The sequence below is a fragment of the Streptomyces sp. NPDC031365 genome, assembly GCF_055569765.1.
This window is the reverse complement of record NZ_JBVIIM010000010.1, coordinates 241,001-254,486: the sequence shown is the minus strand read 5'-3', so window position 1 is coordinate 254,486 and position 13,486 is coordinate 241,001. Positions and strand designations below refer to the sequence as shown.

Genomic DNA, 13,486 nt, shown 5'->3' with positions numbered 1-13,486 from the left:
CCACTACCCCCCCCCCCCCCCGCCCGCTCCCCACCCCCCCCCCCCCCCCCCCCCCCCCCCCCCCCCCCCCCCCCCCCCCCCCCCCCCCCCCCCCCCCCCCCCCCCCCCCCCCCCCCGCTGCAGTTTTGCGGGATATTTCCGGCTGTCGCGGTCGCGAGTGCGCGTGTTCGACGGCCGGAATCCATCGCTCGGCGGTGCGAACCGCACCGCCCGCCTCATCCGCGCCCCATCGCGCGGGTGAGCGTGATCTCGATGGCCACCCGGGCCGGATTCGGCGACGGCATCCGTCCGTAGCGTTCCGCGTACCGCCGCACCGCCTCCGCGACGCGCTCCGGCTCCGCACGGACCACCGCGCGCCCCTCCAGCGTGGCCCACCGCCTGCCGTCCACCTGGCAGACCGCGACGGGCGCGCCCTCCGCCCCCGCCGCCAGCACGTGGCGCACCTTGGCGCTCGTCCCGTTGGTGATGACCCGGGCGAGCCGCGCCCCGGGGTCGTAGGTCACCCCGACGGGTACCAGGTGCGGGGTGCCGTCCGGACGGAGGGTGGTCAGTGTGCACAGGTGCCGCTCGCGCCAGAAGCTGAGGTACGACGCGTCCGGATCGCCCGGATCCACCGAATACGTGAGGGCCATGACCCCGGAACTTAGCCCCTGCCGCACTCCCACCCACCACCTTGAGTGGAATAGACTCAAGTTTGTGTACGTTGACCGAGTCAGCCGCGGAGCCCGCAGAGGGCCACGCTGAGGGTCACCGAAGGCCGCCAAGGAGGAGAACGGACACGTGGACGCCGAGCTGACCAACCGGAGCCGGGACGCGATCAACGCAGCCGGAAACCGGGCCGTGACCGAGGGGCACCCCGACCTCACCCCCGCCCATCTGCTGCTTGCCCTGCTCGCCGGGCAGGAGAACGAGAACATCACGGACCTGCTCGCCGCGGTCGACGCCGACCAGGCCGCCGTACGCGCCGGCGCCGAGCGGGCCCTCGCCGGCCTGCCGAGCGTCACCGGGTCCACCGTGGCGCCGCCGCAGCCCAACCGTGAGCTGCTCGCCGTCATCGCCGACGCCCAGTCCCGCGCCCGCGACCTCGGCGACGAGTACCTGTCCACCGAGCACCTCCTGATCGGCATCGCCGCCAAGGGCGGAGCCGCCGGCGCGGTGCTTTCGAAGCAGGGTGCCACCGCGAAGAAACTGCAGGACGCCTTCCAGAAGACGAGGGGAGCCCGCCGGGTGACCACCGCTGACCCCGAGGGCCAGTACAAGGCCCTGGAGAAGTTCGGCACCGACCTCACCGCCGCCGCCCGCGAAGGCAGGCTGGACCCCGTCATCGGACGGGACCAGGAGATCCGGCGCGTGGTGCAGGTGCTGTCCCGCCGCACCAAGAACAACCCCGTCCTCATCGGCGAGCCCGGCGTCGGCAAGACCGCCGTCGTCGAAGGCCTCGCCCAGCGCATCATCAAGGGCGACGTCCCCGAGTCGCTGAAGAACAAGCGGCTCGTCGCCCTCGACCTCGGCGCCATGGTCGCCGGCGCCAAGTACCGCGGCGAGTTCGAGGAGCGGCTGAAGACCGTCCTGGCCGAGATCAAGGACTCCGACGGGCAGATCATCACCTTCATCGACGAGCTGCACACCGTCGTCGGAGCGGGTGCCGGCGGCGACTCCGCCATGGACGCCGGCAACATGCTCAAGCCCATGCTCGCCCGCGGCGAACTGCGCATGGTCGGCGCCACCACCCTCGACGAGTACCGCGAGCGGATCGAGAAGGACCCGGCGCTGGAGCGCCGCTTCCAGCAGGTCCTCGTCGCCGAACCGTCCGTCGAGGACTCCATCGCCATCCTCCGCGGCCTCAAGGGCCGCTACGAGGCCCACCACAAGGTCCAGATCGCCGACAGCGCCCTCGTGGCCGCCGCCACCCTCTCCGACCGCTACATCACCTCCCGCTTCCTGCCCGACAAGGCCATCGACCTCGTCGACGAGGCCGCCTCCCGCCTCCGCATGGAGATCGACTCCTCGCCCGTCGAGATCGACGAACTCCAGCGCGCCGTCGACCGGCTGCGGATGGAGGAACTCGCCATCGGCAAGGAGACCGACGCGGCCTCCCGGGAACGCCTCGACAAGCTCCGCCGCGACCTCGCCGACAAGGAGGAGGAACTGCGCGGCCTCAACGCCCGATGGGAGAAGGAGAAGCAGTCCCTCAACCGCGTCGGCGAACTGAAGGAAAAGCTCGACGAACTGCGCGGCCAGGCCGAACGCGCCCAGCGCGACGGCGACTTCGACACCGCCTCCAAGCTGCTCTACGGCGAGATCCCGGGCGTGGAACGCGACCTGGTGGCCGCCTCCGAGGCCGAGGAGGAGGTCGCCGTGGACACCATGGTCAAGGAGGAGGTCGGCGCCGACGACATCGCCGACGTCGTCGCCTCCTGGACCGGCATCCCGGCCGGCCGCCTGCTGGAGGGCGAGACCCAGAAGCTGCTCCGCATGGAGGACGAACTCGGCAAGCGCCTCATCGGCCAGACCGAGGCCGTACGCGCCGTCTCCGACGCCGTACGCCGCTCCCGGGCCGGGATCGCCGACCCCGACCGCCCCACCGGATCCTTCCTCTTCCTCGGCCCCACCGGCGTCGGCAAGACCGAACTCGCCAAGGCGCTCGCCGACTTCCTCTTCGACGACGAGCGGGCGATGGTCCGCATCGACATGTCGGAGTACAGCGAGAAGCACTCCGTCGCCCGCCTGGTCGGCGCGCCCCCCGGCTACGTCGGCTACGAGGAGGGCGGCCAGCTCACCGAGGCGGTCCGCCGCCGCCCGTACAGCGTCGTGCTCCTCGACGAGGTCGAGAAGGCCCACCCCGAGGTCTTCGACATCCTGCTCCAGGTCCTCGACGACGGCCGCCTCACCGACGGCCAGGGCCGCACCGTCGACTTCCGCAACGCCATCCTGGTGCTGACGTCCAACCTGGGCAGCCAGTACCTGGTCGACCCGATGACCACCGAGGCGGAGAAGAAGGAACAGGTCCTGGAGGTGGTCCGGTCCTCCTTCAAGCCCGAGTTCCTCAACCGCCTCGACGACCTGGTGGTCTTCTCCGCCCTGACCAAGCCCGAACTGGAACGCATCGCGAAGCTCCAGCTGGAGTCCCTCTCCCGCCGCCTCGCCGAACGCCGCCTCTCCCTGGACGTCACCCCCGAGGCGCTGGCCTGGCTGGCCGAGGAGGGCCTGGACCCCGCCTACGGCGCCCGCCCGCTGCGCCGCCTCGTCCAGACCGCCATCGGCGACCGCCTCGCCAAGGAGATCCTCTCCGGCGAGATCAAGGACGGCGACACGGTCCGCGTGGACCGCGTCGAGGACGGGCTGCTGGTGGGACCGGCGACGGGCAAGACGCTGTAGCTCCCGCGTCCCGCTCCGGCCAGGAGGCCGGGGCGGGACGCGGCCGTTCGTGCCGACGGCCGATTCCGATCGTCGCTGTCGGCCGGGGCAGGTTGCCGGGCACGGGGCAAGAGAGAGAGGGTGGGAGTACGTCTGGTCTCAGCGACGGCCGGACGCCAGACGACGTAGGAGTGTCCCAGTATGACCATCGACCCGTCCTCGATTCCGAATTTCGGGGGCCAGCCCGAGCCGCAGCCGCAAGGACCGGCGGGCCCCGTCGTCCCGGATCAGGACCTCGTGAAGCAGCTCCTCGACCAGATGGAGCTGAAGTACGTCGTCGATGACGAGGGTGACCTCGCGGCGCCGTGGGAGCAGTTCCGCACCTACTTCATGTTCCGTGGGGAGGACGACCAGCAGATCTTCTCCGTCCGGACGTTCTACGACCGGCCGCACCAGATCGACGAGAAGCCCCAGCTGCTCGAGTCCATCGACGACTGGAACCGGCGCACCCTGTGGCCCAAGGTCTACACGCACACCCACGACGACGGCACGGTCCGCCTCATCGGTGAGGCCCAGATGCTGATCGGCATGGGCGTCAGCCTGGAGCACTTCGTCTCCTCGACGGTCAGCTGGGTGCGGGCCGCGATCGAGTTCGACAAGTGGCTCGTCGAGCAGCTCGGCCTGGAGCAGGACGTCAACGAGGCGGACAAGCCCGGGGACGACGAGTAGTCCGTCTCCGAGCAGGACGTTTCGGCGGGTGCCGGCAGGTACGCGCCGCATGCGGGGAGAGCCCGCCCCCTGACACCGGCCGCACCACGGCCGGTCCCGGGGGGCGGGCTTTCTCGTGCCGCGGCCGGGATCCCGGCTGCGGTCCCGGCCCGCGGTCCCGGCCCGTTCGGTCCGCCGGCTGCTTATTCTTGTGGCCATGACAGCCCAGCCTCCGGAGCCCTTTTCGCGCCCCGCTCCCTCGGGCGAACTCCGCGCCTCCCACGACGACCGGGAAGCGGTGGTGGAGCGGCTGCGCGACGCGGCAGCCGAGGGGCGCATCGATCTCGACGAGCTGGATGCCCGCCTGGAGCAGGCGCTCACGTCCAAGACCTACGCCGAGCTGGCCGTCCTCACCGCCGATCTGCCGGGGCAGGAGTCCGCCGGGGACCGGCCGCCCCTGGTACTCAAGGGCGGCCTCCACGGAGCGTCCCGGGGCCCAGGGCGCTGGGAGGTCCCCGCGCACGTGATCGCTCACGGCGGCATGGCGGGGGTGAAGATCGACTTCACCCGGGTCGAGTGCCGCCTCACGGAGGTCATGGTGGAGGCGTACGGGGAGGCGGCCGGTGTCACGATCGTCCTCCCCGACGGCTGGGCCGTGGACACCAGCGCCATGGACCCCGGTTTCGGCGGCCTGAAGGACAAGACCACGTCGGACCGGCTCCCGGGAACCCCGCTGATCCGGCTCACCGGGTCCGGCGGCGTGGCGGGAGTGGTCGTCCGTCACCCGAACCGCTGGGAGCGGCGCAAGCTGAACAGCAACCCGGCGCAGGGCTAGGATGCGTGTCCATTCCCTGGACACCACTTCAGCCTGCGACTCATCCTCGACGAGGGGGCAGGCCTGGTCCGGGTCGAGGTCGCGGACGCCGCCGCCTCGAAGCTGCCGCCCGCGTCTACGGGCAACTCATCGAGGAACCGGACGAGGTCAGGAGTCTCGCGCTGACCTACGATCGGCTGCGGGCGGCAGCTCTGCCCCCACTCATGTCGCTCGACATGATCCGATCCGTGAGGGAGGACAACCATCGTGGAGCGAACGTCCCGTCCCGATCTGAACGGCGTCGTGTGGCGCAGGAGCAGCTACAGCAATCAGGAGGGCGGCGACTGCGTGGAGGTGGCCGACGGGTTCCGGGCCGTCGTCCCCGTCCGTGACAGCAAGGTCCCGCACGGCCCGGTGCTGTCCTTCGAAGCAGCGTCCTGGGCCGCCTTCATGGTGAGTTGAAGGCCGAACACCACCGTGCCTGAGTAGGCCGGGCCCCGGTCACCGTCCGTCTTCCGGGCCCGCCGGTTCCTCGTTCGCGAGGGTCCGGTGGGCCGCTGACCTCCCTAAAGAACCGGGAGAAAGAACTACCCGCCCGCCCACCCTCCCCGTCGGACGGCCCGCGTCACTCGTGCGAGTGACCGGCTTGCAGGCGCGGGACGCGGACGGCTACGTTCGCCGAAACAAGCTCGACAACCGCAAACAGATACGGCCCCCGGCCGGGACTGGCATCCCGAACGAGGGCCTCACCGATCAGGAAGCAGAACCCCTTCCCGATGGCTGACTCGCAGTCTAACGCGCGCCTGCGCGCCGACGCCGGAGTTCCGACCTCCGGCGTGATCCACGTACGCACCCGCCTCACGGCCGACTTCACCGTGATCGCCAACGCCCTAGCCCAGCGGCGCGGCAGCGCGGTCACCATCGGCGTCGCGGTCTACATCGCCTCCCTGCCCACCGGCACCCCCGTGAGCATCGCCGCCCTGTGCGGGCACTTCACCGAGGGCGAGATCCTGATCTCCCGGGCACTGAGGGAACTGGAAGCCGCCGGATACCTGGAGCGCCGCCGCGAACGCCTGCCCACCGGGCAGATCCGCACCCGGACGTACTTCTATGACGTACCGGGCGGCGATCCGCGGAGGGACCCGGACCCGGACGGGCCACCGAGGCCGCCCCGGCCCCGCAAGCCGTCCGCGGCCGAGCGCCCGGTCCCCTCCTCGGCGGCCGCGCAGGCAACTCCCGTACCCGCCCCGGACCAGCCGGAAGAACCGGCCGCGCTCGCGGACGCCGACCCTCGGGCAGTCGCCGTACTGGCCTCCCTCCGCCGCGTGGATCCACGTCTCGTCCTCTCCGAGCGGGAGGCCGCGCGTCTGGCACCGGCCGTCACCGCGTGGCTGGCGGCCGGCGTCTCCCCCTCCCAGATCAGGACATCGCTCACGGCGGGACTCCCGGACCCGTTCCTGACCCGTCCGGTGGGCATCCTCGCCTTCCGTCTCCGGGAGACACCGCTGCCCGCGCCACCCCCGGCCTCCCTCTCGCCGCTCCCCGCCCGCTCGGCCGTGCCGCCCTTCCAGACCTGCGACGGCTGCGAGCGCGCCTTCCGAGCACCGGAACCCGGACGCTGCCGGGACTGCCGAGGCCGGCTCGTCGGAGGTCTCCTTCGTGCGGCCGGCTGAGCGGATCGGAGGGTGTGTGATCGCTCGCCGGACGGGAGACTTGATGTGGGACGATACGAGATCCGCTGGCGGACATGACAGACGGAGGAGGTGGGGCATGGTTGATCGGTTCGATGACGGGCTTCTGACCCCCACGGAGACAGCCTCTCACCTGCAGATTCCGCAGTCGACGCTCCTTTCATGGCTGAAGAGCAGGGCCGCCGGGGCGCCGCTGGTCCACCAGGTGGAACCGCTGCGCAAGGGACAGCCCTCGGTGCCGTTCATCGCGGTGGCCGAGGCGCATGTCCTCCGTTCCCTGCGCACCCTGGGACTGCGGATGAGCGAGATCAGGGAAGCGGCCACCGCCGTACGGGACGCCTTCGACACTCCCTACGGCCTTGTGTCGAAGCGGATCGCGACGGACGGCGTGGACATCTTCGTCGAGCATGGGCTGGGGGATCTCCGCAGAGCCCGGGACGGGCAGGCTCCCATCCACGAGGTGGTCTCCGAGTACCTCCGCTACCTGAACTGGGGGCCCGACGACGACTTCCCCACCAGCCTGCGACTCAGGCAGTACCCGGAGTCCGTCCCCGTCGTGATCGATCCGCGGTTCGGGCAGGGAAGACCCGTCGTGGCTGCCAACCGCGTTCACCGATCTGTCCCGGAACCCGAAGGCGGTCGCCGCGAGGGCCGCCGCCCTGGGGTGTCTGCGTGTCACGCACCGAGACGCGCCCGACATGGTGCTGACCACGGCCATACACGCAGAGCGCAGCGAGGAAAACCTGACCACGGCGTCCCGGCTGTTCCTTGCCCTGATGAAGCAGGACGGTGGCGCCAGGTCGCTTCTGCTCGCGCTCCCTGAGGTGTTCCCGTGGGTGCGTCACCTGGACGACGAAGAAGTCCGGGAATTCACCGTCGAGCTCCTGGACGCGCTGTCCGACGCCGCTGAGCTGGGTGCCAGGGAGGCTGTGCACCGAGCGATCGTCTCGTGGCGGGCAACTGCCCGCATCAACGCTGACCCTGACCAGCTCAGGGAAGCACTCCGTCCGCTCGGTGACGTCGACCTCGGCCCGGTCGAGGTGCACGGGTGAGCCCGAAGAAAGGCGATCGGGTCAGTGTCCCTCCGCTGAGTGGCTGGAACGTCATCCACGGGACGACGGAGGCCGCGACCGGTTGGGAGGAGCTGTGCCGGGTGGCGTTGCCGAACGCGCATCGCTGCCTGGAAGCCCTTCGCACAGACCCGCTGTCGCGGGCCAACTGGAACCGTCGGCACCAGCTCCGCGGCAGGCACGCCACCAGGGAATGGAAGGGCTCCGAGCTGGAGCAGTGGGAGTACGAGATCACCAGCGGCGGCCGGGTTCGCTACTTGGTCAGCCCGGACACCTCGACTGCGATCCTGGTGTACGCCTCTCCGCGACACCCGAAGGACACTGAATAGCCCAACGGCCCAGGGCCCTATGCGCCCAGTGTCTTGAGGCGGCGCGCGGCCTCCTCCAGTACGCCTGTCCGCTTGCAGAAGGCGAAGCGGACGAAGGGGGCGCCCTGCTCGCGGTGGTCGTAGAAGACCGCGTTCGGGATCGCGACCACACCGGCTCTTTCCGGGAGGGCCCGGCAGAAGGCGAAGCCGTCCGTCTCGCCGAGAGGGCGGATGTCCGTGGTGATGAAGTACGTACCCGCGGGACTGAAGACCTCGAAGCCCGCCTCCCGAAGCCCCGTCGACAACAGGTCCCGCTTGGCCAGCATGTCCTCACACAACGCGCTGAAGTAACTGTCAGGGAGCGTCAGTGCCTCCGCCACCGCGTACTGGAACGGCCCGGACGCCACGTAGGTCAGGTACTGCTTGGCCGAGCGTACGGCCGTGACCAGGTCAGGCGTCGATGTGACCCAGCCGACCTTCCAGCCCGTGAAGGAGAACGTCTTGCCCGCGCTGGAGATGGTGACCGTGCGGTCCCGCATGCCGGGGAGGGTGGCCAGGGGGATGTGTTCGGCGTCGTCGAAGACCAGGTGCTCGTAGACCTCGTCGGTCACCACGAGGAGGTCCCGCTCCACCGCCAGCTCGGCGATCGCGGTCAGCTCCTCGCGGGTGAGGACCGTGCCGGTCGGGTTGTGCGGGGTGTTGAGCAGGAGCAGGCGGGTGCGGTCGGTGACCGCGTCGCGCAGTTCGTCCAGATCGAGGTGGAAGCGGCCCTCGCGCGGGCGGAGCGTGACGGGGACGCGGGTGCCGCCGGCCATGGCGATGCAGGCCGCGTAGGAGTCGTAGTACGGCTCGAGGGCGATCACCTCGTCGCCGGGCTCCAGCAACGCGAGCAGCGCGGCCGCGATCGCCTCGGTGGCGCCCGCGGTGACCAGGACCTCGGTGTCGGGGTCGTAGGAGAGGCCGTAGTGGCGTTGCTGGTGGGCGGTGACGGCGGTGCGCAGCTCGGGGACGCCGGGGCCCGGCGGGTACTGGTTGCCGCGGCCGTCGCGCAGGGCCCGTACGGCGGCCTCCCTGACCTCCTCGGGTCCGTCGGTGTCGGGGAAGCCCTGGCCCAGATTGATGGCTCCGGTCCGCAGGGCCAGGGCCGACATCTCGGCGAAGACCGTCGTCCCGAACTCGGCGAGTCGGCGGTTCAGGAGGGGACGCGCGCTGGAGGTCATGCCGGCCATCCTGCGCCCAACCTCTGGAGTTCCTCAACTCTGCTTTGGGCCGCGCGGGCGGGGGGCATCTCCCGGTCACACACGTGAGCGGGGCGCCCACGGGGGGCTGCTTCGGGGGATCACGGGGGATTCGAAAGGAGGGTGGCGCCATGACCTTCGGCATCATCCTGGCTGTACTCGTCCTGTTGTTCGTCGGGTCCGGTGTGGCCAGCAGGCGCAGGGCCGCCGGCCCGTCCAGGGGGCGGCGGGGCAGGAACGGCGGCGGCTGGTGGTCCGACAACGAGGGCGGGGGCAGCGGCGGGGCCGGCTGCGGCTCGTCCTCCGGCGGTGGCTCGTCCTGCGGAAGCGGGTCGTCCTGCGGAGGCGGCGGAGGCGGCGGATGCGGCGGTGGAGGAGGCTGACACGGGGCAGCTCGCCTCCGCTTCGGGGGAAGGCGCGTCCGCGTCGGCGGGGTCCGCACTGGGGCGGGCCCCGCCGGGTGCGGTGCGGGGGTGGGGCCTCCGCTTCCGGTTGAGTGCGGGGCCGGTGCGTGAAGAGGGCGTACGCCGTCACTCGAGGGCGTACTCAGGGGTTGAACAGTTGAGCTGGGGAGCCCCCGCGGGGATGGAAAGCCCACGAAGTTGGGTAAAAACGCTGTGGTGGCGCCACAGTTCATGATTCCCTATAAATCACCAGCGCAGCCCCCGGACCCCCGCGGACCCTTCTTCCAGCCGGGCGACCGGGCTGTCGCGCCGAGTTCCCCGATGTGACCGGGGCGCGCGGACCCCTTCCTCCCTCTCCTTGTGTGCTTGCGGAGCCGATCCATGCTCACGACCCTGAACACCGCCTATTCCGATACGCGTGCGGCCGACCTCGCCTGGGCCCTGGGGCGTGAGCCGCTACCCGCGCTGGCCACGCTCGATCTAGAACTGGCCGGGGTCAAGCTCCAGTTGCGGCTGCTCGGCGCGTCCCACCAGGTGCTGGTGGAGGAGGAGCGGGGCCTCTGCTCGGAGACGGTGGCGTGCATTCCGGGCAGCAGTACGCCGCTTCCCCTGGGTGTGGCCGAGCGGGCGGGCGACTGGGAGTACGAGTTCGCCGCGCGGGTGGAGGTGCTGACCCCGGGGTCGTTCGCGGGCCGGGCCCAGGAGCTGCTCGCCCTGGTCTCCGACCATCCGCAGGGCCTGGCCGGTGTCTTTCCCGGCAGCCCGCACGCGTTCACGGCGATGCTCGCCCAGTGGCACGAGGGCCAGGTCCACTGGCGGACCTGGCACGCGTACCCGCAGGAGGGGCAGCTGGTGGCCACGCGGTCGAAGGTGGGCGTGCGGGCGTTGGCTGGTTCCGGTGCGGTGCGGCCGTAAACAAATATCACGCGTGTGGGTGACGTTGCGCGGTGGAGCAGTGACGTAACGTCGCTGGGGTGATCGAACCGCAGGCCCCCGCTCCGTCCGGCTCCGCGCAGTCCCGGGAGGGGTCCGGCGGCGACGGGGGGAGCTCGTTGCGGCTGCCCGTGCGGCAGGACACCGGACGGTTCCTGGTCCTGGCGGGCGTGTTCGTCTGTGCGGCCTGCGGGCTGGTGTATGAGCTGGAACTGGTCGCGCTGGCCTCGTACTTGATGGGTGACTCGGTCGCCCAGACCTCCGTCGTGCTGTCCGTGATGGTCTTCGCCATGGGCATCGGCTCCCTGGCCGCCAAGCGGCTGCGGCGGCACGCGGCGGCCGGGTTCGGCGCCGTCGAGGCGGCCCTCGCGCTGGTCGGCGGATGCAGTGCGATGGCCCTGTACGCCGTGTTCGCCTGGACGGGTGACTGGGGCGGCGTGTGGGCGAACGGTCCGCGCACGCTGCTGGTCGCCTTCTCGCTGGCCACCGGGCTGCTGATCGGGGCCGAGGTACCGCTGCTGATGGAGCTGATCCAGCGGATCCGCCGGCAGGACGCGGGGGGCGCGGTGGCCGATCTGTCCGCCGCGGACTATGTCGGCGCGCTGGTGGGAGGGCTCGCCTTCCCCTTTCTCCTCCTGCCGCTGCTGGGACAGTTGACCGGTGCGCTGATCACCGGCGCCGTCAACGCGGTCGTCGGCGGCGCGCTGGTGCTCGGGCTGTTCCGGCAGGACCTCACGCGCGGAGCCCGCCGGCTGCTGGTGGCCGCCAACGTGTGCGTGCTCGCGATCCTCGGTACCGCCGCCGTCCTGGTCGACGACTTCGAACGGGCCGCCCGGCACGCCATGTACGGCTCGGACGTACGGGTGGCCCTGCACACGGACGTGCAGGAGGTACTGCTCACCGGCGGCCGGGACGGACGGCCGCTGAACCTGTTCCTCGACGGGCGGCTGCGGGTCAGCGGCCGGGACGAACTCCGGTACCACGAGGCGCTGGTGCATCCCGCGATGAACGGGCCGCACCCGCGGGTGCTCGTCCTCGGCGGCGGTGACGGGCTGGCGGTGCGCGAAGTGCTGCGCCACACCGGAGTGCGCCGGGTGAACGTCGTCGAACTCGACGCGGGCGTGGTGCGGCTGGCCCGCCACGACCCGGCGCTGTCCGCGCTGAACGCGCACGCACTCGACGACCCGCGTGTGCGGGTGACCACCGCGGACGCCTTCGACTGGCTGCGGGGAGCGCCCCCGGCGGCGTACGACGTGGTGGTCTCGGATCTGCCGCATCCCGGGATCACCGCGAGCACGAAACTGTACTCGCAGGAGTTCTACGGGCTGGCCCGGCGGGTGCTGGCGCCCGGCGGGCGGCTCGTGGTGCACGGGGGCGCGGTGGCGTCCCGCACCCGGGACTTCTGGACGGTGGACGCGACGCTCCGCGCGGCGGGCTTCCACACCGACACCTACCGCGTGCGCGGCCGCCGGGCAGGTTTCGCCGCCGGGCCCGACCGCGGCCCCGTCGACGCCGCCCAGGTCCACCACGACTGGGGGTTCGTGCTGGCCTCCCGCCACCTTCCGCGCGAGCCGAGCCTGGACCCCTCCGGGCCACGCCCGCGCACGCTCACCGACTCCTCCCTCGCGGCGGACGTCCGGGCCGCCGAGGACACCCGGGTCCGCGGTCTGCCGGCGTCCACGCTGATCCACCCGCGGTACACCGGCTGAGCCCTTACCGCGCTACGGACCGACGCGCCGCGACTTCCCGCCGACGGGGGTGCAGCCCGGCGTCGTCTGGGTAGGCTCCGCACTCATGGAGCACGAGGTGTTCGTTCCGGTCGAGGAGGAGCGGCTCAGGGAGGTGCTGGACGACCCCGCGCGGGTCGCCCGGGCGGTGCCCGGGCTTCAGCACGACGCCGGCGCGGAGCCCGTCGCCGGCCGCCTGAAGGTCCGCGTCGGCAGCCACTCCGTCACCTACCGGGGGGCCGTACGGGTGTCCGCGCGGGACGACGGTTCCTACGCCGTCGAGGGCGAGGCGTCGGAGGCCCGGGGCAGCGGTGCGGTGACGCTGGCGCTCCGGCTGAGGCCGGGGCCCGCGGACGCCGGCAGCACCCTGGCCGTCACCGGCACGGCGACGGCCGACGGCCGCGTCACGGAACTGCCTCCGGAGGCGGTGGCGGCGGCGGTGACCCGCCTGCTGAACCGTTTCGCGGAGAATCTGGGACGGGTGGCGGCGGAGCCGTCCGGGCCGGGACCGGACGCCGGAACACCGGAGTCGGCCACCGGCGGCCGCCCGGAGACGGCCCCTGGGCCGGAGGCGGCGCCCGGCCCGGACGCACCTTCCGCCCCTGAGGTGGCGGCCCCCTCGGAGCAGCGGTCGTCCGGGCCCGTCGACGGCCCGGAGTCCCCGGAACTGCTGTCCACGGGGGACTTCGAGCCTCAGGCCACCAACGACTTCGAAACCACCCCGGACGCGGACGACGCCCCGCCCTCCTCGCCCGCACCGGACGAGCCCGCCCCCGACGCGGACGGCGTGCCCCTCCTCGACGCGGAGATCCCGCCGCCCTCCCTTGACGACGTCGAGGGTGACGAGGACGACGAGGACGACGAGGGCCATGAGGCCGACGAGGACTCCGTCGCGGAGGCGGCCCACGCCCGGCGGACGATGATCGGCCGCAGCGCCGAGGAGGTGGACCACGCCCCGCCCCGTGGCCGCTACGCCCCCGTGCCCGCGCCGCAGACGACCTCGTCCCCCGCCTCGCTGCGCTGGGCCGCCCCGGCGGCGGCCCTGGCGGTCGCCTCGGCGGTCGTGGCGATCCGGGCCCTCCGCCGACGCCACTGAGCCCTGCCGGGCGGGCGGGTCGCGGTGGCCACGCGCGTGGTCCGACCCAGATCATCGAGGCCCGCACCCCTGGCGCCCGGTGGTGCCACGGCGTCCGGGGTGCCCCCGGCGCCCGCCGCGTCCCCGTCCGTCCACGGTGC

General features: G+C 72.0%; 14 protein-coding genes. 12 read left to right on the top strand and 2 right to left on the bottom strand.

Features of this window, described 5'->3' with window-relative positions; all coding sequences use genetic code 11:
- Nucleotides 1–215: 215 nt before the first annotated feature.
- Nucleotides 216–632: a pyridoxamine 5'-phosphate oxidase family protein gene (locus ACZ5C2_RS17920; RefSeq protein ID WP_468791516.1), complete on the bottom strand. Its 417-nt coding sequence runs from the start codon at nt 630–632 to the stop codon at nt 216–218.
- Nucleotides 633–780: 148 nt separating this feature from the next.
- Here ACZ5C2_RS17920 and clpB point away from each other — a divergent pair, with 148 nt between their 5' ends.
- The 8 genes from clpB (at nt 781) to ACZ5C2_RS17880 (ending at nt 7,969) form a co-directional block, all read left to right on the top strand.
- The gene (clpB, locus tag ACZ5C2_RS17915) at nt 781–3,378 is read left to right on the top strand and encodes an ATP-dependent chaperone ClpB (RefSeq protein ID WP_468791513.1); all 2,598 of its coding nucleotides are present in this window, start codon (nt 781–783) and stop codon (nt 3,376–3,378) included.
- Between the two features lie 180 nt (nt 3,379–3,558).
- Nucleotides 3,559–4,086 (top strand): type III secretion system chaperone family protein, encoded by a 528-nt coding sequence (locus ACZ5C2_RS17910; RefSeq protein WP_360400463.1) that lies wholly within the window; start codon nt 3,559–3,561, stop codon nt 4,084–4,086.
- Nucleotides 4,087–4,282: 196 nt separating this feature from the next.
- A complete protein-coding gene (locus tag ACZ5C2_RS17905; protein WP_468791509.1) occupies nt 4,283–4,900 on the top strand; it encodes a DUF1707 SHOCT-like domain-containing protein in 618 nt (205 codons plus the stop codon).
- Between the two features lie 246 nt (nt 4,901–5,146).
- Nucleotides 5,147–5,341, top strand: coding sequence for a DUF397 domain-containing protein (locus tag ACZ5C2_RS17900; RefSeq protein WP_468791506.1), 195 nt, complete (start codon nt 5,147–5,149; stop codon nt 5,339–5,341).
- Between the two features lie 314 nt (nt 5,342–5,655).
- Nucleotides 5,656–6,552, top strand: coding sequence for a hypothetical protein (locus ACZ5C2_RS17895; RefSeq protein WP_468791503.1), 897 nt, complete (start codon nt 5,656–5,658; stop codon nt 6,550–6,552).
- Nucleotides 6,553–6,595: 43 nt separating this feature from the next.
- Nucleotides 6,596–7,393 (top strand): hypothetical protein, encoded by a 798-nt coding sequence (locus ACZ5C2_RS17890; protein WP_468791568.1) that lies wholly within the window; start codon nt 6,596–6,598, stop codon nt 7,391–7,393.
- Complete coding sequence (locus ACZ5C2_RS17885; protein WP_468791565.1) at nt 7,275–7,622, top strand: prevent-host-death family protein; 348 nt, start codon at nt 7,275–7,277, stop codon at nt 7,620–7,622. The genes ACZ5C2_RS17890 and ACZ5C2_RS17885 overlap by 119 nt, the downstream gene beginning before the upstream one ends.
- Nucleotides 7,619–7,969, top strand: coding sequence for a hypothetical protein (locus ACZ5C2_RS17880; protein ID WP_468791500.1), 351 nt, complete (start codon nt 7,619–7,621; stop codon nt 7,967–7,969). The genes ACZ5C2_RS17885 and ACZ5C2_RS17880 overlap by 4 nt, the downstream gene beginning before the upstream one ends.
- A 17-nt stretch (nt 7,970–7,986) precedes the next feature.
- On the opposite strand, the gene ACZ5C2_RS17875 is transcribed toward ACZ5C2_RS17880, so the two are convergent.
- Nucleotides 7,987–9,177: a pyridoxal phosphate-dependent aminotransferase gene (locus tag ACZ5C2_RS17875; RefSeq protein WP_468791497.1), complete on the bottom strand. Its 1,191-nt coding sequence runs from the start codon at nt 9,175–9,177 to the stop codon at nt 7,987–7,989.
- Between the two features lie 140 nt (nt 9,178–9,317).
- Between ACZ5C2_RS17875 and ACZ5C2_RS17870 the strand changes: the two genes are divergently transcribed.
- From ACZ5C2_RS17870 to ACZ5C2_RS17855, 4 genes are all read left to right on the top strand, one after another.
- Nucleotides 9,318–9,569 carry a hypothetical protein gene (locus ACZ5C2_RS17870; protein ID WP_468791494.1) on the top strand — a complete coding sequence of 84 codons (252 nt, stop codon included), beginning with the start codon at nt 9,318–9,320 and terminating at the stop codon, nt 9,567–9,569.
- A gap of 402 nt (nt 9,570–9,971) precedes the next feature.
- The gene (locus ACZ5C2_RS17865) at nt 9,972–10,505 is read left to right on the top strand and encodes a DUF2617 family protein (RefSeq protein WP_468791491.1); all 534 of its coding nucleotides are present in this window, start codon (nt 9,972–9,974) and stop codon (nt 10,503–10,505) included.
- A gap of 59 nt (nt 10,506–10,564) precedes the next feature.
- Nucleotides 10,565–12,232: a polyamine aminopropyltransferase gene (locus tag ACZ5C2_RS17860; RefSeq protein ID WP_468791489.1), complete on the top strand. Its 1,668-nt coding sequence runs from the start codon at nt 10,565–10,567 to the stop codon at nt 12,230–12,232.
- 85 nt (nt 12,233–12,317) lie between these two features.
- Nucleotides 12,318–13,346, top strand: coding sequence for an SRPBCC domain-containing protein (locus tag ACZ5C2_RS17855; protein ID WP_468791486.1), 1,029 nt, complete (start codon nt 12,318–12,320; stop codon nt 13,344–13,346).
- Nucleotides 13,347–13,486: the final 140 nt, after the last annotated feature.